The organism is Aliiroseovarius crassostreae, assembly GCF_025137635.1.
In the GTDB taxonomy this organism is placed as follows: domain Bacteria; phylum Pseudomonadota; class Alphaproteobacteria; order Rhodobacterales; family Rhodobacteraceae; genus Aliiroseovarius; species Aliiroseovarius crassostreae.
The window spans coordinates 271,402-293,290 of record NZ_CP080772.1 but is presented as its reverse complement, the minus strand read 5'-3'; the positions used below and the strand labels follow the sequence as shown (position 1 = coordinate 293,290).

General features: G+C 56.7%; 35 protein-coding genes. 2 read left to right on the top strand and 33 right to left on the bottom strand.

What is annotated here, in order from left to right; genetic code table 11:
- Nucleotides 1-76: 76 nt before the first annotated feature.
- The 22 genes from K3J57_RS01420 to K3J57_RS01315 form a co-directional block, all read right to left on the bottom strand.
- Nucleotides 77-688 (bottom strand): helix-turn-helix transcriptional regulator, encoded by a 612-nt coding sequence (locus tag K3J57_RS01420; RefSeq protein WP_259796770.1) that lies wholly within the window; start codon nucleotides 686-688, stop codon nucleotides 77-79.
- A 297-nt stretch (nucleotides 689-985) separates the two neighbouring features.
- Entirely contained in the window at nucleotides 986-1,408 is a 423-nt protein-coding gene (rplQ, locus tag K3J57_RS01415; protein ID WP_055187964.1) for a 50S ribosomal protein L17, read from the bottom strand.
- A 157-nt stretch (nucleotides 1,409-1,565) separates the two neighbouring features.
- Nucleotides 1,566-2,582 carry a DNA-directed RNA polymerase subunit alpha gene (locus K3J57_RS01410; protein ID WP_173485839.1) on the bottom strand — a complete coding sequence of 339 codons (1,017 nt, stop codon included), beginning with the start codon at nucleotides 2,580-2,582 and terminating at the stop codon, nucleotides 1,566-1,568.
- 114 nt (nucleotides 2,583-2,696) lie between these two features.
- The gene (gene rpsK / locus K3J57_RS01405; protein ID WP_259786083.1) at nucleotides 2,697-3,086 is read right to left on the bottom strand and encodes a 30S ribosomal protein S11; all 390 of its coding nucleotides are present in this window, start codon (nucleotides 3,084-3,086) and stop codon (nucleotides 2,697-2,699) included.
- A 15-nt stretch (nucleotides 3,087-3,101) separates the two neighbouring features.
- A complete protein-coding gene (rpsM, locus tag K3J57_RS01400) occupies nucleotides 3,102-3,470 on the bottom strand; it encodes a 30S ribosomal protein S13 (protein ID WP_173485840.1) in 369 nt (122 codons plus the stop codon).
- Between the two features lie 381 nt (nucleotides 3,471-3,851).
- Nucleotides 3,852-4,430 (bottom strand): adenylate kinase, encoded by a 579-nt coding sequence (locus tag K3J57_RS01395; RefSeq protein ID WP_173485841.1) that lies wholly within the window; start codon nucleotides 4,428-4,430, stop codon nucleotides 3,852-3,854.
- Nucleotides 4,427-5,782: a preprotein translocase subunit SecY gene (gene secY / locus K3J57_RS01390; protein WP_259773872.1), complete on the bottom strand. Its 1,356-nt coding sequence runs from the start codon at nucleotides 5,780-5,782 to the stop codon at nucleotides 4,427-4,429. The genes K3J57_RS01395 and secY overlap by 4 nt, the downstream gene beginning before the upstream one ends.
- A 105-nt stretch (nucleotides 5,783-5,887) precedes the next feature.
- On the bottom strand, nucleotides 5,888-6,358 hold the full coding sequence (gene rplO, locus K3J57_RS01385) for a 50S ribosomal protein L15 (protein WP_173485843.1): 471 nt from the start codon (nucleotides 6,356-6,358) through the stop codon (nucleotides 5,888-5,890).
- A 145-nt stretch (nucleotides 6,359-6,503) separates the two neighbouring features.
- A complete protein-coding gene (locus K3J57_RS01380; RefSeq protein WP_259793521.1) occupies nucleotides 6,504-6,908 on the bottom strand; it encodes a hypothetical protein in 405 nt (134 codons plus the stop codon).
- A 157-nt stretch (nucleotides 6,909-7,065) separates the two neighbouring features.
- Complete coding sequence (locus K3J57_RS01375; RefSeq protein ID WP_161805370.1) at nucleotides 7,066-7,215, bottom strand: hypothetical protein; 150 nt, start codon at nucleotides 7,213-7,215, stop codon at nucleotides 7,066-7,068.
- 621 nt (nucleotides 7,216-7,836) lie between these two features.
- On the bottom strand, nucleotides 7,837-8,025 hold the full coding sequence (gene rpmD / locus K3J57_RS01370) for a 50S ribosomal protein L30 (protein ID WP_259793520.1): 189 nt from the start codon (nucleotides 8,023-8,025) through the stop codon (nucleotides 7,837-7,839).
- A gap of 13 nt (nucleotides 8,026-8,038) precedes the next feature.
- Complete coding sequence (gene rpsE, locus K3J57_RS01365) at nucleotides 8,039-8,605, bottom strand: 30S ribosomal protein S5 (protein WP_055187943.1); 567 nt, start codon at nucleotides 8,603-8,605, stop codon at nucleotides 8,039-8,041.
- Nucleotides 8,606-8,731: 126 nt separating this feature from the next.
- Nucleotides 8,732-9,091 (bottom strand): 50S ribosomal protein L18, encoded by a 360-nt coding sequence (gene rplR, locus K3J57_RS01360; protein ID WP_055187941.1) that lies wholly within the window; start codon nucleotides 9,089-9,091, stop codon nucleotides 8,732-8,734.
- An 11-nt stretch (nucleotides 9,092-9,102) separates the two neighbouring features.
- Nucleotides 9,103-9,636 (bottom strand): 50S ribosomal protein L6, encoded by a 534-nt coding sequence (rplF, locus tag K3J57_RS01355; RefSeq protein WP_055187939.1) that lies wholly within the window; start codon nucleotides 9,634-9,636, stop codon nucleotides 9,103-9,105.
- An 11-nt stretch (nucleotides 9,637-9,647) separates the two neighbouring features.
- Nucleotides 9,648-10,040, bottom strand: coding sequence for a 30S ribosomal protein S8 (rpsH, locus tag K3J57_RS01350; RefSeq protein ID WP_173485848.1), 393 nt, complete (start codon nucleotides 10,038-10,040; stop codon nucleotides 9,648-9,650).
- Nucleotides 10,041-10,052: 12 nt separating this feature from the next.
- A complete protein-coding gene (gene rpsN / locus K3J57_RS01345; protein ID WP_259786079.1) occupies nucleotides 10,053-10,358 on the bottom strand; it encodes a 30S ribosomal protein S14 in 306 nt (101 codons plus the stop codon).
- Nucleotides 10,359-10,377: 19 nt separating this feature from the next.
- The gene (gene rplE, locus K3J57_RS01340; RefSeq protein WP_055187932.1) at nucleotides 10,378-10,932 is read right to left on the bottom strand and encodes a 50S ribosomal protein L5; all 555 of its coding nucleotides are present in this window, start codon (nucleotides 10,930-10,932) and stop codon (nucleotides 10,378-10,380) included.
- On the bottom strand, nucleotides 10,932-11,237 hold the full coding sequence (gene rplX / locus K3J57_RS01335) for a 50S ribosomal protein L24 (RefSeq protein WP_055187930.1): 306 nt from the start codon (nucleotides 11,235-11,237) through the stop codon (nucleotides 10,932-10,934). Before rplX ends, rplE begins: the two co-directional genes overlap by 1 nt.
- 1 nt (nucleotide 11,238) lies before the next feature.
- Entirely contained in the window at nucleotides 11,239-11,607 is a 369-nt protein-coding gene (rplN, locus tag K3J57_RS01330; protein WP_005621870.1) for a 50S ribosomal protein L14, read from the bottom strand.
- 90 nt (nucleotides 11,608-11,697) lie between these two features.
- Entirely contained in the window at nucleotides 11,698-11,928 is a 231-nt protein-coding gene (rpsQ, locus tag K3J57_RS01325; protein ID WP_055187929.1) for a 30S ribosomal protein S17, read from the bottom strand.
- Nucleotides 11,929-11,943: 15 nt separating this feature from the next.
- Entirely contained in the window at nucleotides 11,944-12,144 is a 201-nt protein-coding gene (gene rpmC / locus K3J57_RS01320; RefSeq protein WP_259776495.1) for a 50S ribosomal protein L29, read from the bottom strand.
- A gap of 347 nt (nucleotides 12,145-12,491) precedes the next feature.
- The gene (locus tag K3J57_RS01315; protein WP_259786076.1) at nucleotides 12,492-13,181 is read right to left on the bottom strand and encodes a hypothetical protein; all 690 of its coding nucleotides are present in this window, start codon (nucleotides 13,179-13,181) and stop codon (nucleotides 12,492-12,494) included.
- 152 nt (nucleotides 13,182-13,333) lie between these two features.
- Between K3J57_RS01315 and K3J57_RS01310 the strand changes: the two genes are divergently transcribed.
- Nucleotides 13,334-13,957: a TIGR02466 family protein gene (locus K3J57_RS01310; RefSeq protein WP_259776491.1), complete on the top strand. Its 624-nt coding sequence runs from the start codon at nucleotides 13,334-13,336 to the stop codon at nucleotides 13,955-13,957.
- 195 nt (nucleotides 13,958-14,152) lie between these two features.
- Nucleotides 14,153-14,503, top strand: coding sequence for a hypothetical protein (locus K3J57_RS01305; RefSeq protein WP_259786074.1), 351 nt, complete (start codon nucleotides 14,153-14,155; stop codon nucleotides 14,501-14,503).
- A 293-nt stretch (nucleotides 14,504-14,796) separates the two neighbouring features.
- Here K3J57_RS01305 and rplP read toward each other — a convergent pair whose 3' ends face one another.
- The 11 genes from rplP to rpsJ all read right to left on the bottom strand — a co-directional run bounded on the left by rplP (nucleotide 14,797) and on the right by rpsJ (nucleotide 21,679).
- The gene (rplP, locus tag K3J57_RS01300) at nucleotides 14,797-15,210 is read right to left on the bottom strand and encodes a 50S ribosomal protein L16 (protein WP_173485855.1); all 414 of its coding nucleotides are present in this window, start codon (nucleotides 15,208-15,210) and stop codon (nucleotides 14,797-14,799) included.
- A gap of 13 nt (nucleotides 15,211-15,223) precedes the next feature.
- Nucleotides 15,224-15,931: a 30S ribosomal protein S3 gene (gene rpsC / locus K3J57_RS01295; RefSeq protein ID WP_055187916.1), complete on the bottom strand. Its 708-nt coding sequence runs from the start codon at nucleotides 15,929-15,931 to the stop codon at nucleotides 15,224-15,226.
- Nucleotides 15,931-16,311 (bottom strand): 50S ribosomal protein L22, encoded by a 381-nt coding sequence (gene rplV, locus K3J57_RS01290; protein ID WP_055187914.1) that lies wholly within the window; start codon nucleotides 16,309-16,311, stop codon nucleotides 15,931-15,933. Before rplV ends, rpsC begins: the two co-directional genes overlap by 1 nt.
- 3 nt (nucleotides 16,312-16,314) lie before the next feature.
- A complete protein-coding gene (gene rpsS / locus K3J57_RS01285; RefSeq protein ID WP_055187912.1) occupies nucleotides 16,315-16,593 on the bottom strand; it encodes a 30S ribosomal protein S19 in 279 nt (92 codons plus the stop codon).
- 3 nt (nucleotides 16,594-16,596) lie between these two features.
- A complete protein-coding gene (gene rplB, locus K3J57_RS01280) occupies nucleotides 16,597-17,439 on the bottom strand; it encodes a 50S ribosomal protein L2 (protein WP_055187910.1) in 843 nt (280 codons plus the stop codon).
- Nucleotides 17,440-17,693: 254 nt separating this feature from the next.
- A complete protein-coding gene (locus tag K3J57_RS01275; RefSeq protein WP_259796769.1) occupies nucleotides 17,694-18,371 on the bottom strand; it encodes a hypothetical protein in 678 nt (225 codons plus the stop codon).
- Nucleotides 18,368-19,585 carry a DNA methyltransferase gene (locus K3J57_RS01270; protein ID WP_259796768.1) on the bottom strand — a complete coding sequence of 406 codons (1,218 nt, stop codon included), beginning with the start codon at nucleotides 19,583-19,585 and terminating at the stop codon, nucleotides 18,368-18,370. The genes K3J57_RS01275 and K3J57_RS01270 overlap by 4 nt, the downstream gene beginning before the upstream one ends.
- A 138-nt stretch (nucleotides 19,586-19,723) precedes the next feature.
- Nucleotides 19,724-20,020, bottom strand: a complete 297-nt coding sequence (locus K3J57_RS01265; protein WP_173485858.1) for a 50S ribosomal protein L23 — start codon at nucleotides 20,018-20,020, stop codon at nucleotides 19,724-19,726.
- Nucleotides 20,017-20,634: a 50S ribosomal protein L4 gene (gene rplD / locus K3J57_RS01260; protein WP_259776484.1), complete on the bottom strand. Its 618-nt coding sequence runs from the start codon at nucleotides 20,632-20,634 to the stop codon at nucleotides 20,017-20,019. Before rplD ends, K3J57_RS01265 begins: the two co-directional genes overlap by 4 nt.
- The gene (gene rplC, locus K3J57_RS01255) at nucleotides 20,631-21,356 is read right to left on the bottom strand and encodes a 50S ribosomal protein L3 (RefSeq protein WP_173485860.1); all 726 of its coding nucleotides are present in this window, start codon (nucleotides 21,354-21,356) and stop codon (nucleotides 20,631-20,633) included. The genes rplD and rplC overlap by 4 nt, the downstream gene beginning before the upstream one ends.
- Nucleotides 21,357-21,370: 14 nt before the next feature.
- On the bottom strand, nucleotides 21,371-21,679 hold the full coding sequence (rpsJ, locus tag K3J57_RS01250) for a 30S ribosomal protein S10 (protein ID WP_055187900.1): 309 nt from the start codon (nucleotides 21,677-21,679) through the stop codon (nucleotides 21,371-21,373).
- Nucleotides 21,680-21,889 lie beyond the last annotated feature (210 nt).

Here is a 21,889-nt window from a genome sequence, read left to right as displayed (position 1 = left end):
GCCAAATCGCCCCGTCCCGAAAACCGTCCTGAAAACCGGCCTGAAAACCGGGCAGAGGGGTGCTATTCAGGTCCGGTCACAGCAGGTTATATTCCTGTGCCCGCTGCACCGCCTCGGCGGTGGTGCGCACAAACAGGCGTTCGCGCGCCGAGCGCAGCCGGGCCTTCAGCGCACTTTCGGAAATCCCCAGAAGGGCCGCGGCCTCTGCGTGGCGTGACCCTTTGGCGATCAGGCGAAGGGCCATGCGCTGCGCCGAGGTAAGCTGTTCCGGCGGGGTGGATTTTTCATGCAGTTCCTGAACGATATCCTGGATCTGGCGGATTTCTTCGTCGGAAAATTCCCGATCGCTGCGGGCAAACCCACCAATGGTGCGCGAGGATGTGGGTCCGTAGGACACGGTCAGACCATAGGTCAGACCATGGGCTTTGGCCTGATCCAGAATGCCGTGAGGGTCAGGCAGTTCAATCTCACTCCAGCGAATCGCCCCTTCTTCGCCAAACCCCCAGAACACGGTGGGATCACCCAGCATATAGCCCTTTTCGGTGTAGACCTCGGTCCAGCTTGCGTCATAGGTCTGTATCATCAGATGGGCCGATGCATACCGAATATGCAGCCCCAAAGCGTAACCTTTTGGGGACAGGTCCGTCAGGCGCGAAAGGCCCTGATCCAATCCGTTTACATCGTTCATCTCATTTGGCTTTCTGCATAATGGTGGGACGTATATTTTTACAAAGAAAGGGTTTGTCAAACAACTTATGGGTGACGTTACCGCAATTCCCCCTCGCCTTTCCATTGTAAAATGAAAGCCTTGGTCGGATTGCCGGTTCGAAAAATTGCAGCCCTCTGGTCAGGCACTTGATAACTCAGGCGAATTCCCGCCGAACCCCACAGGCACAATAGGTGCCGACCTCTTGCCCGCAGGCATAAAAAAAACCCCGCCAAAGGCGGGGTTTTTCGACGAGATCCAGTCAATCCGGATCGGTCTTTATTCCTCGGCAGCCACTTCTTCGGCTTCCAGGCGGGCGCGGTCAGCTGCGCCTTTGGCGTCGACATCACGGTCAACGAATTCGATGATGGCCATCGGCGCCATGTCACCATAGCGGAAGCCAGCTTTCAGAACGCGGACATAACCACCGTTACGTTCGGCAAAACGCGGGCCGAGAACGTCGAACAGTTTGGCCACGTGCTGGTCTTGTTTCAGACGGGCAGCAGCCTGACGGCGGGCGTGCAGATCGCCACGTTTCGCCAGCGTGATCATTTTCTCGATGATCGGGCGCAGTTCTTTGGCTTTCGGCAGGGTGGTTTTGATCTGTTCGTGTTCGATCAGCGAACCGGCCATGTTTGCGAACATGGCTTTACGGTGTTCATGGGTGCGGTTCAGGCGGCGGTAACCACGAGCGTGACGCATTTTCTATATCCTTCATTTGGTGCTCTTGAATGAGCGATGCTTTGTCTGTGAACCGATGCGTGTCGGTCCCTCTCCTTGGGGCAGGATTGCCCAGATGTTCCCCACCAATGTGGGCATTTCGGGGGCCGCTTTACGCCGCCCCCGGAAACTTGTCAAATCAGAACTGGTCTTCGAATTTCTTCGCCAGCTCTTCGATGTTCTCAGGCGGCCATTCTTCGACATCCATGCCGAGGTGCAGGCCCATGCCCGAAAGCACTTCTTTGATTTCGTTCAGCGACTTGCGGCCAAAGTTCGGGGTGCGCAGCATCTCGGCTTCGGTTTTCTGGATCAGATCGCCAATGTAAACGATGTTGTCGTTCTTCAGGCAGTTTGCCGAACGCACCGACAGTTCCAGCTCGTCCACTTTCTTCAGGAGAAGCGGGTTGAACTCAAGGCCATCATCTTCGTCCTGGCGACCAGCGGCTTCCGGCTCGTCGAAGTTCACGAAGATCGACAGCTGGTCCTGCAGGATGCGGGCAGCGAAGGCCACGGCGTCATCCGGGGTCACGGACCCGTCGGTTTCCAGTTTCAGGGTCAGTTTGTCATAGTCGAGAACCTGACCTTCACGGGTCGGCTGCACGTCGTAAGACACTTTCTTGACCGGCGAATAAATCGCATCAACCGGAATGAGGCCAATCGGCGCGTCTTCCGGCTTGTTCTTGTCGGCAGCGACATAGCCTTTGCCGGTGTTGACGGTCAGTTCCATGAACAGGTCAGCGCCATCGTCGAGGTGACAGATCACGTGGTCCTTGTTCAGGACTTCGATGCCAGCCGATTCCGAGATGTCACCAGCGGTCACAACCATCGGGCCTTTGGCGGAAATCGACAGGCGCTTCGGGCCTTCCACTTCCATCGACAGGGCCACACCTTTGAGGTTCAGGATCACGTCGGTCACGTCTTCACGCACACCGGCGATCGAGCTGAACTCATGCAGAACGTTGTCGATCTGAACCGAAGTGATGGCGGCACCTTGCAGCGACGACATCAGAACGCGGCGCAGCGCGTTGCCCAGGGTCAGACCAAAGCCACGCTCCAGCGGTTCTGCCACAACGGTGGCTTGACGTGCAGGGTCATTGCCCGGCTTCACGTCCAGCTGGGTCGGCTTGATCAGTTCTGCCCAATTCTTATGGATCATGTGTCCCTCCATTCCAGTCCGTGCCCCATGTTCCGTATAGGCAGGACGCCCGAGGTTGAAAAACGACAAAAGCCGGGGGGCAGAAAACCTGCTCCCCGGCGAAATTTTTTGCGATTACACGCGGCGACGCTTCGGCGGGCGGCAGCCGTTGTGGGCAATCGGGGTCACGTCGCGGATCGAGGTGATGTTGAAACCGATTGCGGCCAGGGCGCGCAGAGCCGATTCACGACCCGAACCGGGGCCTTGAACTTCGACTTCCAAGGTTTTCACGCCATGTTCCTGGGCTTTTTTGCCAGCGTCTTCCGCAGCCATCTGAGCAGCATACGGGGTCGACTTGCGCGAGCCTTTGAACCCCATGGTGCCAGCAGACGACCACGCGATGGCGTTGCCTTGCACGTCCGAGATCAGGATCTTGGTGTTGTTGAACGAGGAGTTCACGTGGGCAACGCCCGACGCGATGTTCTTGCGCTCTTTGCGCTTCATGCGGGTCTTATCACGAGCCATTGGTCTAACCCTCCCTTACTTCTTCTTACCAGCGATGGCCTTTGCGGGGCCTTTGCGGGTGCGAGCGTTGGTGTGGGTGCGCTGACCGCGAACCGGCAGGTTGCGACGGTGACGCAGGCCACGGTAGCAGCCCAGATCCATCAGGCGCTTGATGTTCATCTGCACTTCGCGGCGCAGGTCGCCTTCAACATTGTAGTTGGCGTCGATATGCTCGCGGATGGCCAGAACTTCGGCATCCGACAGTTCGTTCAGACGACGGGTGCGGTCGATGTTGAGGGCCTCGCAGATGGAGTCAGCCGAGGTGTGGCCAATTCCGGTGATATAAGTCAGGGCGATCGGGACCCGTTTGTGGGTCGGGAGGTTTACGCCGGCGATACGTGCCAAGTGTCACTTTCCTTTTCGTTGCGGTTCCGTAGTTCCGGAACCTTTTTTCACAACCAAAGCCCGCGGGGATCTTTTCCTGCGGGCCCTTGCTGAAACTCTGATCCGGTGGCGTTGGGGCGCGACCCCGCTGACACACCGATTCCCATAAGGGATGAGGTGGATTAGAAGGGTTTTAAGGAAAGGTCAAGGAAGGATTTCCAACAAGGCCCCCGCACCCGTGCCACGCCCCTGCCCCGCAGCTTTTTCTTGTTCCAAATATCCTGGGGTGAATTGGCGCCGCAGGTGCCAAGAGGGGCAACGCCCCTTCCCCCATGGAAAAGACCCAGAACGAAAAACGCCGCGCAAAAGGCGCGGCGTCTTAAAACCTGTGTCACACGGCGGTCAGCCGTCCAGCAGCCCCGCGATTGAGGATTTCACCTCGTCAATTGAGCCAAGACCATCGATGGATTTCAGATTGCCCTTGGCCCAGTAATAGCCAATCAGCGGCGCGGTCTTCTTGTAGTATTCCATCAGGCGGAAACGCACGCTTTCTTCATTGTCATCGGCGCGGGCTTCTTTGCCGGCGGCCACCGCCTCGGCGGCGCGGTTCACGATGCGCTTGACCAGCGTTTCGTCATCCACCTGCATCTCGATGACCATATCAAGCGCCTCACCCTGCTCTTCCAGAAGGGCGGCCAGCGCATCGGCCTGCGGCAGGGTGCGCGGGAAGCCGTCAAAGATGAAGCCCCCCTTCTTGTCGCCCTGCAGCTTTTCCTTGATCAGGCCAATCACGATCTCATCGGTCACAAGACCACCGGCATCCATGATGGCGGCAACCTTGAGACCCATCTCGGAACCCGAGCTTTTGGCCTCGCGCAGCATGTCCCCGGTGGAGAGCTGGATCATGTCCCGCCCCTCTACCAGAATTTGTGCTTGGGTGCCTTTACCGGCGCCGGGTGGTCCGAGAAGAATGATGTTCATCGTCTGGCTGGTCCTTTTTTCTTGCGTTTTTTGCCCCGCAGTTGGGATTTCTCGATCAGCCCTTCATACTGGTGCGCCAGCATGTGGGACTGAACCTGTTGGATCGTGTCCATCGTGACCGACACAACAATCAGAACCGAGGTGCCGCCGAAATAGAACGGGATGGCCAGTTGGCTGCGCAGCACTTCCGGCAGAAGGCAGACCAGAGCCAGATACCCCGCGCCCAGCACCAGGATGCGGGTCACGATATAGTCCAGCGCGGCTGCGGTCTTCTTGCCCGGTTGGATGCCCGGAATGGAGCCGCCCTGCTGTTTCAGGTTCTCGGCCACTTCATCCGGTTTGAACGCCACCTCTTTGGTATAGAAGAAGGTGAAGAACACGATCATTGCGGTGAAGAACAGAAGGTAAAGCGGCTGACCGGGGCCGAAATAGGCCAGGATCGTCGACATGATCGGGCCGGTCTGGCCTGACGAGAAAGTCGAGATTGTGGTCGGCAGCAGCAGAAGCGCCGAGGCAAAGATGGCCGGGATCACGCCTGCGGGGTTCACCTTGATCGGCAGGTGCGAGCTGTTGGCCTCATAGACTTTCATGCCCACATTGCGGCGCGGATACATGATATGGACCTTGCGCAGCGCCCGTTCCATGAACACCACAAAGGCAATCACGACGGCAACCATCACCATCACACCGATGATCACGGCGGGGCTGATGGCCCCCGAACGGCCAGAGGCAAGGAACTGTCCCAGAGCGGCGGGGATCTCGGCCACGATGCCGACAAAGATGATCAGCGAAATGCCGTTGCCGATGCCGCGCGCGGTGATCTGTTCGCCCAGCCACATCAGGAACATGGTGCCGCCCACCAGGGTGATCACGCAGGACGCGAGGAAATAAAGGCCCGGCGTCGTCACAAGCTCACCAGCCTGCAGCGAATTGGCCAGTGCAAAGGCCTGCCCGGTGGCCAGCAGAACGGTGCCATAACGGGTGTATTGGTTGATCTTCTTGCGGCCCTGCTCACCCTCTTTCTTGAGCTGCTTGAGCGGCTCCCACATCGAGCTGAGCAGCTGGATGATGATCGAGGCAGAGATGTAGGGCATGATGCCAAGGGCAAAGACACCCATCCGCGACAATGCGCCGCCGGTGAACATGCCCAGCACGCCCGCGATGCCCGATTGCGCCTGTTCCATGAAGTCGCGCAGGGCGCCCGCGTCAATGCCGGGGACCGGAATATAGGTGCCGATACGGTAAATGATCAGCAAGCCGATGGTGAAAAAGATGCGTTGGCGCAGCTCGGTCGCTTTGCCGAAAGCGCCCCAGCTCATATTTGCCGCCATTTGTTCTGCTGCAGATGCCATAAGGCCCCCTCATCAAGTAAAAACACCGCCGGACCGTTCCCGGCTCCGGCGGCGCTTGAAAACGTAGAAAGACATGTAAGGGGGTTTCACGCCCCTCACAAGGTCTTATTCAGCTGCTGCCGGAGCGGCCACGGTGAGCTTGCCACCGGCTTTCTCAACAGCTTCAACAGCCGATTTCGACGCACCGGTCACGGTGATCGACGCTTTGGCGGTCAGTTCGCCTTTGGCCAGAACGCGGATACCGTCCAGTTTGCGGCGCACCAGGCCCGAAGCCACCAGGCTGTCCTCGGTGATGTCGGCTGCATCCAGCTTGCCGGCGTCGATGAATTTCTGGATCAGGCCCAGGTTTACAACGGCAAATGCCTTGCGGTTCGGCTTGTTGAAGCCACGCTTCGGCAGGCGTTGGTAGAGCGGCATTTGGCCGCCTTCGTAACCATTGATGGCCACACCCGAACGCGATTTTTGACCTTTGATACCACGACCACCGGTTTTACCGGTGCCCGAGCCGGGACCACGGCCAATGCGTTTGCGGGGTTTGGTTGCGCCGGGATTGTCGCGCAGTTCATGAAGTTTCATGTCGCTTCTCCTTAGCCGGAACTGACCCACGAAGCGTAAAGGGGCCAAACACGGCGTTTCTTGATTTTGATTCTACGGGCGGATGCCCACCGGGTGCGTATAGACGAGGGGCGATTGTCTTGCAAGGGTCTGTAACAGATCGGGATCAGCGCGGTCTGGATCGCCCCAGCGCCTGTTTTGCAACACCGAAAATCACAAGCCAAACCGCGCATCGAAACAACATCGCGCCGAGGGTGCGCAGTTCGTAAGGTCCACCGCGCATCACGTGCATGACCAGCAGCAGCAATACCAAAAGCGACGCCCCCAGAATGGCACCTGACAGATGCACCGACCAGTTTTGCCGCCCCAGCAGCCCCACGCCACTGAGGATATAGAAAAACCCGGCCATGAAATTGAACCAGAGCACAAAGGGCACCACCTCCCCCACCGCCTGTTCAACACTTTCCCCTCCGAAAAGCGCCAGCCCACCGGCAAACACCGTCATCGCGCCAAACAGGATGGCAAACGATCCGGCCAGGGTGAGGGATCTTGTGGAAGAGGTCCGGGACATGTGCATTCCTCCTTCAAACCCGGTTTAGTCCGAGCGGCATAGGATCACAATCCGACCAAAGGTCGCGTCTTTTGCAGGCGGAAAACACAAAACCCCGGCACTTGGCCGGGGTTTTGTTTGCCCCACATCAAAGGCGGGGACACAAGGTGCCGCGAGATCACTTCTCGCAGTTGCACTTGTGCATGTATTCGGTCCAGGTCGGGGTCGGTTCCGACGCGAGGAATTTCTTGGCGGCCCCAAAGATCGTAGTGCCGATGGTGGCGAAGAGAACGGCGGCAAAGCCAACGGGTGCGGTGATCACGGCCATATCGGTGAGTCCCTAAAGAAGTTGTCTGTTGCGCCCGTCATAAGGCTGAACATGTTAGATAACCAATCGCATCTGCGAAGCCCCGGGTTGCAGTGAGTGCATGGGTCGAGCGGATGGGGGTGTCATGCGGGGTTCGGGAGGAGAATGAAGGGCAGCGCCCGGGTCCCTCCCGAGATGGCAGACCACCTAAACCGCGGATTGGGTCTATCCAGTTGATCGCGTTAGTCACGCGTGCGCCACGCCCGAACGATACGGGACAGGTTTTGGAGTGTCGTTGGCGGGCGAAATAGAAATACTACGACAACAAGCGCCAGCAAGAATGCCCCAACCCCGTTTCCGCTTGCGATACCAAATGTCAGCTCTGCATTCGCGATGAGCTGCAACGTCTTATCCATGATTGAGGTAGGTGGTTCTGTCGGCATGACACACTCCCGGCTTTAGTGTGTCACCCCTTAGATAGGTAGATTTTGCTTCTAATTCAGAAATGCGTAAACCCTCGAAAAATAATACGCAAACCGACACAAGCAACTCAAGTATGGATGATTTATTTACCATACCCCCCAAAAAAACACCCCGGCCATTTCTGACCGGGGTGCTCAAAGCTCTCAAAGGAAAAGAGGGTTACTCTTTCTCCTCAACGATCTCGACCATGTGCGAGATTTTGTTGATCATGCCACGCACGGCCGGGGTGTCTTCCAGCTCGCGGGTTTTGTGCATTTTGTTGAGGCCCAGGCCGATCAGCGTCTGGCGCTGTTTCGAGGGGCGACGGATCGGGCTACCGATCTGTTTTACAACGATGGTTTTAGCCATTGGTCAGCTCTCCTTACGCGTCAGCAGCTTCAGCCGGGGCAGCGTCTTTGTTGCCCAGGATGTCAGCCACTTTTTTACCACGACGCTGTGCGATTTGACGCGGGCTTGCTTCTTTTTGCAGGCCGTCAATGGTTGCACGGATCATGTTGTAGGGGTTCTGCGAGCCGATCGACTTCGACACAACGTCCTTGATGCCCAGCATTTCGAACACGGCACGCATCGGACCACCAGCAATAATACCGGTACCTTCCGGGGCGGTGCGCATGATCACCTTGCCGGCACCGTGACGACCTTCGATGTCGTGGTGCAGGGTGCGGCCTTCGCGCAGCGGCACGCGGATCATTTGGCGCTTGGCTTGCTCGGTGGCTTTGCGGATGGCCTCGGGGACCTCTTTCGCTTTACCTTTACCAAAGCCAACGCGGCCTTTTTGGTCGCCAACAACCACGAGAGCGGCGAAGCCAAAGCGCTTACCACCTTTTACGGTTTTCGACACGCGGTTGATCGCGACAAGGCGATCAGCAAATTCCGGTGCTTCTTCTTCGCGGCGGCCACGGCCACGGCGATTTTCACGTTCTGCCATTTGGCATTCCTTTCATGTGGCGCATATTGGCGCCTGTAAAATTCAATCCTGGTGGGCGATCAGCGAACCAACCGCCCCCGGATCATCGGAGGGGCATCGGGATGTTCCCCACGCCCCTCACAAGTCTTAGAACTTCAGGCCACCTTCACGCGCAGCGTCGGCCAGGGCCTTCACTTTGCCGTGGAACAGGAAGCCACCGCGGTCGAAGTAGCATTCTTCGACACCGGCTTTTTTCGCACGTTCGGCAATGGCGGCGCCCACTTTGGCAGCGGCTTCCACATTGTTCTTGCCGAAAACACCCAGGTCTTTTTCCATCGAGGATGCGGCGGCCAGGGTTTTGCCCTGAGCGTCGTCGATGATCTGCACCGAGATGTTTTTGTTGGAGCGGTGCACCGACAGGCGCAGCTTGCCAACATTGTGCTTGCGAAGTTTGTTCCGGACGCGCAGGCGGCGCTTGAGGAACAGGGTCCGTTTGCTGTTTGCCATCTGTCTGGTCCTTACTTCTTCTTACCTTCCTTGCGGAAGATGAACTCGTCTTTATATTTGATACCCTTGCCTTTGTAGGGCTCGGGCTTACGCCATTCGCGGATATTGGCCGCGGTCTGGCCGACGAGTTGTTGGTCAATGCCCTCAACGATGATTACCGTCTGCTTCGGAGCGGTCACGGTGACGCCCTCCGGAGCTTCGAATTCAACGTCATGCGAGTAGCCGAGGTTCAGTTTCAGGGTGTTGCCCTGCATCTGAGCACGATAACCAACACCGTTGATTTCCAGCTCTTTCTTGAAGCCTTCGGTCACGCCGGTCACCATATTCTGAACCATGGTGCGCGACATACCCCATTGCTGACGTGCACGTTTGGACGAGCCGCGCGGCTCAACCGAAACGGCATTGTCTTCAACAGAGATGGTCACATCATCAGTGGCGGTGAAGCTGCGGGTGCCTTTCGGGCCCTTCACTTCAACGGTCTGACCCGACACGCTGGCGGTCACGCCTGCGGGCAGCTCGACCGGTTTTTTACCAATACGAGACATTCCAGACCTCCTTAGAATACGGTGCAGAGCACTTCGCCGCCAACATTGGCTGCGCGTGCGCTTGCATCCGACATCACACCTTTCGGAGTGGACACGATCGACACACCCAGGCCCTGGCGGACTTGCGGGATGTCTTTCACGCCCATGTATACGCGACGACCGGGTTTGGAGACCCGTTTCAGTTCGCGGATCACCGGGGTGCCATCAAAATATTTCAGGCTGATTTCAAGGGTCGGGTGACCGTTGACATCAGTGCCAGCCTCATAGCCGCGGATGTAGCCTTCGTCAGAAAGCACATCCAGAACCCAGCCGCGCAGTTTCGACGCCGGGGTCGAAACGGTGGACTTGCCACGCAGTTGAGCGTTGCGGATACGGGTGAGCATATCGCCGATAGGATCGTTCATATCTTCTCTCCCTTACCAGCTCGATTTCACCAGACCGGGGATCTGGCCGTTCGAGCCCAGTTCCCGCAGTGCGATCCGCGATACTTTCAGCTTACGATAGTAAGCGTGCGGACGGCCGGTCAGCTGGCAACGGTTGTGCAAGCGGGTGGCCGACGAGTTGCGCGGCAGTTTAGCCAGTTTCAGACGCGCTTTGAAACGCTCTTCCATCGACTTCGATTCATCGTTTGCGATCTCTTTCAGCGCAGCACGTTTGGCGGCATATTTCTCCACCAGCGCCTGACGCTTCTTCTCGCGTTCGATCATTGCTTTTTTAGCCATGTCTTTTCCTTCCCGCGGATCAGCTGTTGAAGGGCATGTTGAAGTGCTTCAACAGGCTCTTTGCTTCCGCGTCGGTGTTCGCGGTGGTGGCAATCACGATGTCCATGCCCCAGGTTTCATCCACTTTATCAAAGTCGATTTCCGGGAAGACGATGTGTTCTTTCAGGCCGGTGGCATAGTTGCCGCGACCGTCGAACGATTTGCCCGAAACACCGCGGAAGTCACGGATACGGGGCATCGCGATGGTGATCAGACGGTCCAGGAATTCATACATCCGGTCACCGCGCAGGGTCACTTTCGCACCCAGCGGCATGTCCTCACGGACACGGAAACCAGCGATGGATTTCTTGGCTTTGGTCGTCAGAGCCTGTTGACCGGCGATGGCGGTCAGGTCAGCCACGGCCGACTTGGCTTTTTTCGAGTCTTTTACAGCCTCGGCACCGCAACCGATGTTCAGAACGATCTTGTCCAGCTTGGGGATCTGCATGTCGTTCTTGTAGCCGAACTCTTCTTTCAGAGCGGCACGGATGCTGTCCTTGTAGGCAGCTTTCAGACGAGGGGTATAGTCAGCCATCAGATTGCCTCCCCGGTCGACTTGGCGAAACGCACTTTCTTGCCGTCTTCCTCGCGGAAGCCAACACGGGTCGCTTTGCCGTTCTTGTCAAGAATTGCCAGGTTCGACAGGTCGATCGGCATCGCTTTCGGGATGCGACCACCTTGCGAAGTTTGCGACTGGCGGGTGTGGCGGATGGCCATGTTCACGCCGTCAACAACGGCTTTGCCAGCCTTCGGGTCAACAGAAGCGATTTCGCCCTGCTTGCCCTTGTCCTTGCCGGCCAGAACGACAACCTTGTCGCCTTTTTTCAGCTTAGCAGCCATCTTACAGCACCTCCGGAGCCAGCGAGATGATCTTCATGAAGTTCTTCGCGCGCAGTTCGCGAACAACCGGTCCGAAGATACGGGTGCCAACGGGCTCGTTGTTGTTGTTCAGAATAACGGCCGCATTGCGGTCGAAGCGGATGGCGGTGCCGTCTTCACGACGGACCTCTTTGGCGGTGCGTACGACGACGGCCTTGCGGACGTCCCCTTTTTTCACGCGACCGCGCGGGATGGCTTCCTTAACCGAGACGACAATGATGTCGCCAACGGATGCGTATTTACGCTTGGAACCACCCAGAACCTTGATGCACTGAACGCGACGTGCGCCGCTGTTGTCAGCTACATCCAGATTGGTTTGCATCTGGATCATGTGGTTTCTCCCGACCTTTGGGGCGCCGATGCATGGCGGAACCCCCAGGGTTTCGACTTGTTAAGTCGTCCGGGAAGGTAAGCAGGTAGCTTAGCCTTCCAGAACTTCCCAACGCTTGGTTTTCGACTTCGGCGCGCATTCGATGATGCGGACGATGTCGCCAGCCTTATAGGCATTCTTTTCGTCGTGAGCGCGATATTTCTTCGACTTACGAACGGTCTTGTGCAGCAGCGGGTGCTTGAAACGACGTTCCACCGAAACGGTGACGGTCTGTTCGTTGGCGGCGCTGGTGACGACACCTTGCAGGATACGTTTGGGCATGCTCGTGGGCTCCTCTTATTCAGCCGCAGCTGCAGCTTTTTCGTTCAGAATGGTTTTAACACGGGCCGCGTTGCGGCGTGCTTTGCGCATCTGAGCGGTGTTTTCGAGGGCGCCGGTGGCCTGCTGGAAACGCAGGTTGAAGGCTTCTTTCTTCAGGTCAGCCAGAGCAGCACGCAGCTCCTCAGGCGACTTCTCGCGAAGTTCCTTGGCGTTCATTTCGCCTTGTCCTTTCCTTGCACCAGAGAGCGCTGTCCTTATGTCGACAGGTAACCCTTAACCTGGTGGGTGAATATTCAATACACACGAATCCCGTGACCGGAATCCGCGCGATGCGCCTCTATAGGGGGGATAGGGGATGGGGGCAAGGGAAAGTTTGTGAATTTACGCGCACGTTCCGTAGTCGATCCAGATCTGCACTTCGATCGGGTTTTCGCATTCGACAGCCAGCTTTAGTTTGGCCTCAGCCTGAAGATGCCGCGGAAAACAACGCACACGCAATCACGAAAACCTACTCTCCCTCGCCCTCCCCTTCCAATACCACTTTCCTGCCCCCGCAGCCGACCTTACCCCTCGAACACGACCTCTATCATGTCCGCCTCCCCATCGCCGCGCCCCACAAGCAGCATCCAACTGCCCTGCGGCAACAGCTTTTGACCGTAGAGCAGATTGTTTTCGCAAAAGAGAAGGTAGGACACGGGTTTGGAATAGGCATAATTGCCATGGGGCCGGAACCGCTCACCGAAAGCAGCATAGAACGAGATGCCGTCCCGGCTACCATCCGGCAATTCATAACAATCCGGGGCGGCCTCGATCAGCCATTCATCCCCGGTGGGATAATCTGCCGCCGCATGCCCAGGCAGGAAAAAGGTTCCAAGCGTTTGAACCTTCAGCAGATCCTCGCTTGCCTCTGCAACCGTACTGTTGTTGCGCCCCACCCGCAGGCCTTGCCGTGTCTCCATCACAAACCCGGGCGCACGGAACATCATGATATAAAGATACGGGTCCTCCGCCCCGAACAGCTGCGCCGGATCGGTGACAGCGACATGAAACTGCTGCCGCGCCAAATGCCCCCGCATCACCGAGGATCCGGGGCTTCGTGGCACAAGCTCCACCTCTTCCCCGCCCTGCAACAGGGCGATTTCCAGTCCGGGTGTGGTGGTGTTCCTGGGCGCGACCCAAAGCGCAAGAAGCACAAGCCCGATGATAGTCGCAAGGCCTGCAACCTGCTTTCCGTTCAATGCCTCAGACCTCATCCGCACCTCCTACATCACAGCAACAGACCTAATGTATCGGGCCGCACCCGCCCTCACCAGACCAACCTCCCTGACCGGTTTGCGCCAAATCGTCGCCCGGTCAGCACACAAAAACCTCTCGCCAGTCTTGGCCGGGTTCAGTATGAGGGGCCATGGCCAATATATCCTCTCTCTTCGTGACCCGCCTTTACCACGCTCAACTGTCCGAACATGGCCCTGCCATCGACCAGGATGAGCTTTATGACAGCTGCTATTCCATCGCCGAGGACGACGAGGCGGGGCAGGAATGGTGTGAAGCCGAGGGCTATCCCGGCTACACCTCTTACGCCTCCCTGACCGACCTGCCCTGGCGCTTTCCGATCTTCAAGGATCTGGTCGACAGCCTTGATAAACACGTCGCCGCCTTTGCCGAGGATCTGGAGTTCAATCTGGATGAGCGCGAATTGGTGCTGGAGGACATCTGGATCAACATCCTGCCGCCCGGTGGCTATCACTCGGCCCATATCCACCCGCATTCGGTGATTTCCGGCACCACCTATCTGGCGCTGCCCGAGGGCGCCGGCGCGCTGCGTTACGAAGACCCGCGCCACGCGCGCATGATGGCCGCCCCCCCGCGCCGCAAAAACGCACGGGAAGAGCTGCAGAGCTTCATCACCAAACGCCCCGCCGAGGGGGACATTCTCCTGTGGGAAAGCTGGCTGCGCCATGAGGTGATGCAAAACACCGGCGAAGAAGAACGCCTGTCGGTGAGCTTTAACTACAAATGGGGCGAGTGAGCCTCCGCGCCTCGCCCATTGAACGACACCAAACCGCGCCCACTCGGCGCGGTTTTGCTTTTCGGGCGCAGAAACCGGCAAGTTGCCGCGCTGGCCCCCGCTGATATTGGATAACACTGGCGGCGTGGATAGCATCATGTTCAACAAACGCATCAGCAAATACGCGTTCAAACACTCAGCATGACGGGAATGACCATGAAAGCCCCCCTTAAAGCCGCCCTGATCCTTGCTCTGCTCCCCCTTATGGCCACCGCTTCGCTTGCCGGTAATGGCAAGGGGCATGGCAAGGCGAAAGGTTATGGCGCTGGGGGTTGCCCGCCGGGGCTTGCCAAAAAGAACCCGCCCTGCGTGCCGCCCGGATTGGCGAAACCCAAGGTCGGGGATCGGCTGGACGATTATGAGTATTCCGTTTTCGACGACTATGACCGCTATCGCCTCGATCGCCGCCACAGCTATTACCGTGTGGGCGAGCTGATCTACCGCGCCGATCCAACCACATTCCAGGTGCTGGAGGTGATTGGATTGATGGACCAGCTGCTGCGGTAGGGGCTCAGACCTCAGGGCCACGCCCGACCCCGGGTGGGCGTTTCGGCTCGGTGCAGTTCAGCACCTGTATACATCCAACCCTAACATCACTGGATGTCGATACGTCGCAAAACGCCCTCCCGTCACACCAAAGGTGTGCCGAGTATCATTGGCATGCCTTCGGCATGACGGGAGGGTCGGGCGTGGCCCGTGCAGAGCACAGGCCTAGAACACTGCTCAACCAAACAAAAACCCCCGCCGAAATCTCGACGGGGGCTTTTTTGTTTTCGCAGTGATTTTCGCGGAAGCGAAAATTACCAGTCTTCGCGTTGCACGACGCGCGATTTGATCGGCAGTTTCATGGCAGCGAGGCGCAGGGCTTCGCGGGCCACTTCATCCGACACACCGTCGATTTCGAACATCACGCGGCCCGGCTTCACTTTGCAGGTCCAGCGGTCCACGGAGCCTTTACCTTTACCCATACGAACTTCGATGGGCTTGGCGGTTACCGGGGTGTCCGGGAAGATACGGATCCAAACACGGCCCTGACGTTTCATGTGACGCGTCATGGCACGACGTGCAGCTTCGATCTGACGTGCAGTCACACGCTCGGGCTGCAGGGCCTTCAGGCCGTATGAGCCGAAGTTCAGATCGGAACCACCTTTTGCCTGGCCTTTGATCCGGCCTTTGTGCATCTTGCGGAATTTAGTACGCTTTGGTTGAAGCATCTTTCAGGTCTCCTTAGCGACGGCCGCCGGCGCCACGGGGCGCGGGACCTTCCTGGAGCTCTGCCTGACGACGATCACGAGCCGACGGATCGTGCTCCATGATTTCGCCTTTGAAGATCCAGGTTTTGATACCGATGATGCCGTAAGGCGTCATTGCTTCTGCATGTGCGTAGTCGATGTCGGCGCGCAGGGTGTGCAGCGGCACACGACCTTCGCGGTACCATTCGGTACGTGCAATCTCAGCACCACCCAGACGGCCAGCAACGTTTACGCGGATGCCCAGGGCACCCATGCGCATGGCGTTCTGCACGCCACGTTTCATGGCACGACGGAACGACACACGACGCTCAAGCTGCTGAGCGATCGATTCCGACACGAGGGCGGCGTCCAGCTCGGGCTTGCGCACTTCAACGATGTTGAGGTGCAGTTCGCTGTCGGTCATCTTGGCGATTTTCTTGCGCAGGGTTTCGATGTCTGCGCCTTTCTTGCCAATGATGACACCCGGACGGGCGGTGTGGATCGTCACGCGGCACTTTTTGTGCGGACGTTCGATGATCACACGAGCGATACCGGCCTGCTTGCATTCGGTCTTGATGAAGTCACGAATTTTCAGGTCTTCCAGAAGAAGGTCCCCGTAATCTTTCGTGTCTGCATACCAGCGGCTGTCCCAGGTGCGGTTGACCTGAAGACGCATGCCAATCGGATTTACCTTCTGACCCATTAGGCTTGCTCCTCAACTTGACGCACCTTGATGGTGAGTTCCGAGAACGGTTTGATGATTTTGCCGAAACGACCACGGGCGCGCGGACGACCGCGTTTCATGGTCAGGTTCTTGCCCACATAGGCCTCGGCGACGATCAGTTCATCGACGTCCAGGTTGTGGTTGTTTTCAGCATTGGCGATGGCCGACTGAAGGCATTTCTTCACGTCTTGGGCGATACGCTTGTTCGAGAAGGTCAGATCGGTCAGAGCGCGATCAACCTTCTTGCCGCGGATCATGCCAGCAACCAGGTTCAGTTTCTGCGGGCTTGTGCGAAGCATGCGGGTTTTGGCCATAGCTTCGTTGGCGGCCACGCGGCGGGGATTTTTATCCTTACCCATGGCTTACTTCCTCTTCGCTTTCTTGTCAGCCGCGTGACCGTAATAGGTACGGGTCGGCGAATATTCACCGAACTTCTGGCCGATCATTTCTTCGGTCACCGACACGGGAACGTGCTTTTGACCGTTGTAGACGCCAAAGGTCAGACCCACGAACTGGGGCAGAATGGTCGAACGACGCGACCAGATCTTGATGACCTCATTTTTACCCGATTCACGGGTTTTTTCGGCTTTTTTGAGGACGTAAGCGTCAACAAAAGGGCCTTTCCAGACAGAACGTGCCATATCTTAACGACCCTTCTTCTTGGCGTGACGCGAGCGGATGATGAGCTTCGACGACGCCTTGTTCTTGTTGCGAGTGCGGGCACCCTTGGTCGGCTTACCCCAGGGGGTAACCGGGTGACGACCACCCGAGGTGCGACCTTCACCACCACCATGGGGGTGATCAACCGGGTTCATAACAACACCACGAACCGACGGGCGGATGCCTTTGTGGCGCATACGACCGGCTTTACCGTAGTTTTGGTTCGAGTTGTCGGGGTTCGACACGGCACCAACGGTGGCCATGCATTCCTGACGCACAAGACGCAGTTCGCCCGACGACAGGCGGATCTGAGCGTAGCCACCGTCACGACCAACAAACTGAGCGTAGGTGCCGGCTGCACGGGCGATCTGGCCGCCTTTGCCCGGTTTCATCTCGATGTTGTGGATGATGGTGCCGATCGGCATACCCGAGAACGGCATTGCGTTGCCCGGCTTGATGTCGGCTTTTGCGCTTGCGATGATCTGATCGCCAACAGCCAGACGCTGCGGGGCCAGGATATACGCTTGCTCACCGTCTTCGTATTTTACGAGGGCGATGAATGCGGTGCGGTTGGGGTCGTATTCGATCCGCTCAACAGTGGCGGCGATGTCAAACTTGTTGCGCTTGAAATCAACGATACGATAGAGACGCTTTGCCCCGCCACCACGGCGGCGAGAGGTGATCCGTCCGGTGTTGTTCCGGCCGCCCGACTTGGTCAAACCCTCGGTAAGGGATTTGACCGGACGACCTTTCCACAGCTCCGAACGGTCGATCAGAACCAGCCCACGCTGGCCCGGCGTCGTCGGTTTGTACGACTTAAGTGCCATGCTTTCTGTCTTCCGTTAGCTTGGCGATGCCCCGAGTTTGCCCGAGGTCACCACCTGGTAGGTAAAGCCCCCTGAACGCCATTGGCTGAACAGGTGACCAGGTTAAAGGGCCCTTTTGATCTGGCTTACACCGCACCACGAGGTCCCCGAATTCCAAATATCAAAAGGCCGCAGAACGAATCTGTGGCCTCTCGACTGGTGTGCAGTATCAGGGATGGGGGGAGGTGTCTATAGGTGGGGAGAAAATCTCACACTTAGATGATGCTTTCGCGCAGCAAAACCCTATGGTCTTCGTACATCCGTCGATTATCCGAATTGAACTCCGATTTCATATCGCAAGACATTCCATATAGATCGACAAGCGTAAATGCAGTCGGGCAGTAATCCCGCAGTTCTCGATTTCGAGCATCCCGCAAACCATTCACCCCCCTATCAAGAATTTCAAATCCGACCACAAGATGGTAAGCATCAACCGAAACTTTTGAATCCTCAGCTGGTGACATATAAAAGCTCCTCTGAGTGGTGTCGTGATTTTCAGCAGCGTAGGTTTTAACCTCAAGATACACTGGGATCCCATCCCTTATGATTAGAACATCAGGATACCCTGTCGATTTTCCCTTGCCAGATTTTGTTTTTGGTGGAGCCGCTTTCAATCCAACTTTCTGCAACCCCTCAACGACAAAAGGCTCCATATCGTTCCCAACCTCGTTAGGACGAGGTCTTTGAATCGGCCTTTTATTCGCCTCCAATCCAGCCCACCGCATTGCCTGTTGAATTTTTTCCAACACCTCACGACAATCTGAAGCCTGTCGATCAAATCTAAGAACAGAAACACCACATAGCGCCCTCACAACAACTTCGAATGGTATCCCCTTTACCGGGCGGATAAATTGCTCCAAAGCCGCTTCCAGAATTTTTTCACGCTCTGTCATTGATTTGCTTTCCTAAATATCACAATCCTATTGCTGTTGGTGCCGCGCCGATTATTCTTAACGCCCCAACAATTTGATGTTTTGGTAAACTCCTGCTGGTTAATCATCACTGCTAACACCTCAAAAGGCAGCCCCTTAGCAGCCTTGATTACATTTTCCTCAAGCCGGATAGACCCATTGCGCACTTCTCCAACCTCAAAAGCAATATGCCCACCCTTTTTTGTTATCCGCGCCAACTCCTTCAAAGTTCCCCCAACAAAATGCGTCCAGTCTTCAACAGAGCGATGCGTAGATATTCGAACCTCTTTGGGATCCACCCCTAGGAACCAGCACCGCAGCCAATTGTCTGCTTCATAGTTAACAATATCCAGAAATGGCGGAGACGTGACCGTCAGCATGACCGTTTCATCCTCAATCATCCGTGTCAGATCCGATTGCGCAGTCAACAACATGCCATTTGATACCGGAGGAACACCATCGCTCAACAGCGTTTTAGACTTCTTAATAATTATGTTTTTAATGTCTCGCAACGGCGGCACCTGCGAGCGTTTTTCATTGATAGCACGTTGGCGCTCAACAGAAACCGCCTGATTTGGCGGCAATGTATAAACCGAGAAAAAGCCAGACGAATGCCCCGTCAGGCGATTGATCGCAACCATTCTTATCCAAGCATCAACTTTGTCGAAAACACCTTCCTTCTGACGCTTCAACAACCACCCCTTCAAACCTTCCAACCCAGCAAGGGTCGATGGATGGTAAAAGGCAAGCAAATCTTCTTCCGTGAATGAAGAAAAATCTTCCCACGGAATCTCATCTAAGCGCTGAAGGACCTGCACCATTGTGGGTGGGGATATGCGCGGCTCAACAAAAGCCCGACTCAGTGGGTTCGTGTCGTTTCCATATGGAACGCGCCCCAAAAAAGCAGCTTCCAACGGCGTCGTTCCACGCCCCATAAAGGGATCATAGACGATATCACCAGGCCTTGTAAGTCGTTCGATAAAGAACTTAGGAAGTTGCGGCTTGAAACAAGCACGATAACTTACTTCGTGAAGTCTATGAGCCTGCCGTTGCTTTGATGTCCAAAATTCATTTATGAAATACGGAACCCCCTCTCGCTCATCCATGAGAGTACGAGAGCCAAACTCATCAAATGCAACCAGTTCATCCAGAAAAGACCTCTTCACGTTTTCTTCGACTAAGCACAGCTGCTGCATACCACCGACATCTCCCGGGTTGCCTATCACCACAGTATCTAGCCTTTCTACGACGAGAAATACAGCACCTCCAACAAAAAAGCCCCCCGCAATCGCGAGGGGCTTTTTCAGTTCATGAGCCTACAATCGGCCGCCGGATCAGAGACCGGTGGATACGTCGATTGCGTTGCCCTCTTCGAGGGTCACATAGGCTTTCTTGACGTCTTTACGCTTACCGATCTGACCGCGGAAGCGTTTGACTTTACCCTTGGTGATCGTCGTGTTCACGGCTTTCACCTTCACGTCGAACAGGGTTTCAACGGCTTCTTTGATCGACGGTTTGTTCGCGTCGATTGCCACTTCGAAAACATAAGCACCGTTTTCCGATGCCAGCGTTGCTTTCTCGGTGATGATCGGCTTGCGGATCACGTCGTAGAGTTCTGCTTTAGCGGTCATTTCAGGCGAGCCTCCAGAGCTTCGACACCTGCTTTGGTGATCACCAGGGTGTCACGCTTCAGGATGTCATAGACGTTGGCGCCAATGGTCGGCAGGATGTCCAGGCCTTCGATGTTCTTTGCAGCGCGTGCAAAGTTCTCGTTTACCTCGGCACCGTCGATCACCAGAGCACGTTTCCAGCCCAGGTCCTTGACCTGTTTGGCCAGGGCGGCGGTCTTGCCTTCCGAAGCGGCTTCGTCGATCACAACCAGTTCACCAGCTTTCAGCTTGGCGGACAGGGCGTGTTTCAGACCCAGCTTGCGGAATTTCTTCGGCAGGTCGTGGCCGTGCGAACGCGGCGTCGGACCTTTGTAGATACCACCTTTGCGGAAGATCGGCGCGTTACGGTCACCGTGGCGGGCGCCGCCGGTGCCTTTTTGGCGATAGATCTTCTTGGTCGAGTAGGAGGTTTCCGAGCGGGTCTTCACCTTGTGGGTGCCCTGCTGCGCATTGTTGCGCTGCCAGCGAACCACACGGTGCAGGATGTCCGCACGCGGCTCCAGACCAAAGAGGGCTTCGTCCAGTTCAACCGAACCGGCTTTGCCGCCATCGAGTTTGATCACGTCAAGTTTCATGCTTCACCACCTTCCGCAGGAGCTTCCTCGGCGGGAGCTTCGGTTGCAGCAGTTTTCAGAGCAGCCGGGAACGGAACGTTCTCGGGCAGCTTCTTTTTCACGGCGTCTTTCACGGTGACCCAGCCACCTTTCGAGCCGGGCACAGCGCCCTTGATGAAAACGAGGCCACGGTCGGCATCGGTTTTCACAACCTCGAGGTTCTGAGTGGTCACACGGACGGCACCCATGTGGCCGGCCATTTTCTTGCCTTTGAACACGCGGCCCGGGTCTTGACACTGACCGGTCGAACCGTGCGAACGGTGGCTGATCGACACACCGTGGGTGGCGCGCAGACCACCAAAGTTGTGACGCTTCATGGCACCGGCAAAACCTTTACCGATCGAAGTGCCTGCCACGTCCACTTTCTGACCTTCAACAAAGTGTTCAGCCGAGATTTCAGCGCCCACTTCGATCAGGTTTTCGGCGGGAACGCGGAATTCCACCAGCTTGCGCTTGGGGGCCACGCCAGCTTTGGCATAGACACCGCGCATCGGCTTGGAGGTGCGTTTTGCTTTTGCTTCCCCGGCACCCAGCTGAACGGCGGTATAGCCGTCAGTTTCGATGGTGCGCTGAGCAACAACTTGCAGATTGTCCAGTTGAAGAACGGTCACAGGGATCTGTTTGCCGTCTTCCATGAAAAGGCGGGTCATGCCAACCTTTTTAGCGATTACACCAGAGCGCATCTTAGATACCCTCCTTAAACCGAAATCTGGACGTCAACGCCAGCAGCCAGGTCGAGCTTCATCAGCGCGTCCACGGTCTGCGGGGTCGGGTCAACGATGTCGAGCAGACGCTTGTGCGTGCGGATCTCGAACTGATCGCGGGATTTCTTGTCGATGTGAGGACCACGGAGAACCGTGAATTTCTCAATCTTGTTCGGCAGCGGGATGGGCCCGCGAACCTGTGCACCAGTCCGTTTGGCGGTGTTGACGATCTCTTGCGTGGAGGCATCCAGCACGCGATAGTCAAACGCCTTCAGACGGATACGAATGTTTTGGCCTTGCATAGCATTCGCCCTTTCAGGCTAGGAGTTGATAGGACGACAGGTGGCTCATTCCCCCTGCCCTCGTCGAACCCAATGTGAATTTAAGGTCGTTCCAGATTGGCCATCAGGCAAAACCGAATCTTCCCCATTGCAAATTCACAATGCGAACCCGCGCGATATACGGGGGAATGGGGCGTGTGGCAAGAGAAAAGCCGCGAAAAAACGGCAATC

Bases quoted from the DNA above. Each gene is read 5' to 3' on its own strand.
- K3J57_RS01420 (WP_259796770.1), bottom strand. From the start codon at position 688: ATGAACGATGTAAACGGATTGGATCAGGGCCTTTCGCGCCTGACGGAC.
- rplQ (WP_055187964.1), bottom strand. From the start codon at position 1,408: ATGCGTCACGCTCGTGGTTACCGCCGCCTGAACCGCACCCATGAACAC.
- K3J57_RS01410 (WP_173485839.1), bottom strand. From the start codon at position 2,582: ATGATCCATAAGAATTGGGCAGAACTGATCAAGCCGACCCAGCTGGAC.
- rpsK (WP_259786083.1), bottom strand. From the start codon at position 3,086: ATGGCTCGTGATAAGACCCGCATGAAGCGCAAAGAGCGCAAGAACATC.
- K3J57_RS01395 (WP_173485841.1), bottom strand. From the start codon at position 4,430: ATGAACATCATTCTTCTCGGACCACCCGGCGCCGGTAAAGGCACCCAA.
- secY (WP_259773872.1), bottom strand. From the start codon at position 5,782: ATGGCATCTGCAGCAGAACAAATGGCGGCAAATATGAGCTGGGGCGCT.
- rplO (WP_173485843.1), bottom strand. From the start codon at position 6,358: ATGAAACTTCATGAACTGCGCGACAATCCCGGCGCAACCAAACCCCGC.
- K3J57_RS01380 (WP_259793521.1), bottom strand. From the start codon at position 6,908: ATGTCCCGGACCTCTTCCACAAGATCCCTCACCCTGGCCGGATCGTTT.
- K3J57_RS01375 (WP_161805370.1), bottom strand. From the start codon at position 7,215: ATGGCCGTGATCACCGCACCCGTTGGCTTTGCCGCCGTTCTCTTCGCC.
- rpmD (WP_259793520.1), bottom strand. From the start codon at position 8,025: ATGGCTAAAACCATCGTTGTAAAACAGATCGGTAGCCCGATCCGTCGC.
- rpsE (WP_055187943.1), bottom strand. From the start codon at position 8,605: ATGGCAGAACGTGAAAATCGCCGTGGCCGTGGCCGCCGCGAAGAAGAA.
- rplR (WP_055187941.1), bottom strand. From the start codon at position 9,091: ATGGCAAACAGCAAACGGACCCTGTTCCTCAAGCGCCGCCTGCGCGTC.
- rplF (WP_055187939.1), bottom strand. From the start codon at position 9,636: ATGTCTCGTATTGGTAAAAAACCGGTCGAGCTGCCCGCAGGCGTGACC.
- rpsH (WP_173485848.1), bottom strand. From the start codon at position 10,040: ATGAACGATCCTATCGGCGATATGCTCACCCGTATCCGCAACGCTCAA.
- rpsN (WP_259786079.1), bottom strand. From the start codon at position 10,358: ATGGCTAAAAAAGCAATGATCGAACGCGAGAAGAAGCGTCAGGCGCTG.
- rplE (WP_055187932.1), bottom strand. From the start codon at position 10,932: ATGGCTGACTATACCCCTCGTCTGAAAGCTGCCTACAAGGACAGCATC.
- rplX (WP_055187930.1), bottom strand. From the start codon at position 11,237: ATGGCTGCTAAGCTGAAAAAAGGCGACAAGGTTGTCGTTCTGGCCGGC.
- rplN (WP_005621870.1), bottom strand. From the start codon at position 11,607: ATGATCCAGATGCAAACCAATCTGGATGTAGCTGACAACAGCGGCGCA.
- rpsQ (WP_055187929.1), bottom strand. From the start codon at position 11,928: ATGCCCAAACGTATCCTGCAAGGTGTCGTCACCAGCGCCGCCAACGAA.
- rpmC (WP_259776495.1), bottom strand. From the start codon at position 12,144: ATGAACGCCAAGGAACTTCGCGAGAAGTCGCCTGAGGAGCTGCGTGCT.
- K3J57_RS01315 (WP_259786076.1), bottom strand. From the start codon at position 13,181: ATGAGGTCTGAGGCATTGAACGGAAAGCAGGTTGCAGGCCTTGCGACT.
- K3J57_RS01310 (WP_259776491.1), top strand. From the start codon at position 13,334: ATGGCCAATATATCCTCTCTCTTCGTGACCCGCCTTTACCACGCTCAA.
- K3J57_RS01305 (WP_259786074.1), top strand. From the start codon at position 14,153: ATGAAAGCCCCCCTTAAAGCCGCCCTGATCCTTGCTCTGCTCCCCCTT.
- rplP (WP_173485855.1), bottom strand. From the start codon at position 15,210: ATGCTTCAACCAAAGCGTACTAAATTCCGCAAGATGCACAAAGGCCGG.
- rpsC (WP_055187916.1), bottom strand. From the start codon at position 15,931: ATGGGTCAGAAGGTAAATCCGATTGGCATGCGTCTTCAGGTCAACCGC.
- rplV (WP_055187914.1), bottom strand. From the start codon at position 16,311: ATGGGTAAGGATAAAAATCCCCGCCGCGTGGCCGCCAACGAAGCTATG.
- rpsS (WP_055187912.1), bottom strand. From the start codon at position 16,593: ATGGCACGTTCTGTCTGGAAAGGCCCTTTTGTTGACGCTTACGTCCTC.
- rplB (WP_055187910.1), bottom strand. From the start codon at position 17,439: ATGGCACTTAAGTCGTACAAACCGACGACGCCGGGCCAGCGTGGGCTG.
- K3J57_RS01275 (WP_259796769.1), bottom strand. From the start codon at position 18,371: ATGACAGAGCGTGAAAAAATTCTGGAAGCGGCTTTGGAGCAATTTATC.
- K3J57_RS01270 (WP_259796768.1), bottom strand. From the start codon at position 19,585: ATGCAGCAGCTGTGCTTAGTCGAAGAAAACGTGAAGAGGTCTTTTCTG.
- K3J57_RS01265 (WP_173485858.1), bottom strand. From the start codon at position 20,020: ATGACCGCTAAAGCAGAACTCTACGACGTGATCCGCAAGCCGATCATC.
- rplD (WP_259776484.1), bottom strand. From the start codon at position 20,634: ATGAAACTTGACGTGATCAAACTCGATGGCGGCAAAGCCGGTTCGGTT.
- rplC (WP_173485860.1), bottom strand. From the start codon at position 21,356: ATGCGCTCTGGTGTAATCGCTAAAAAGGTTGGCATGACCCGCCTTTTC.
- rpsJ (WP_055187900.1), bottom strand. From the start codon at position 21,679: ATGCAAGGCCAAAACATTCGTATCCGTCTGAAGGCGTTTGACTATCGC.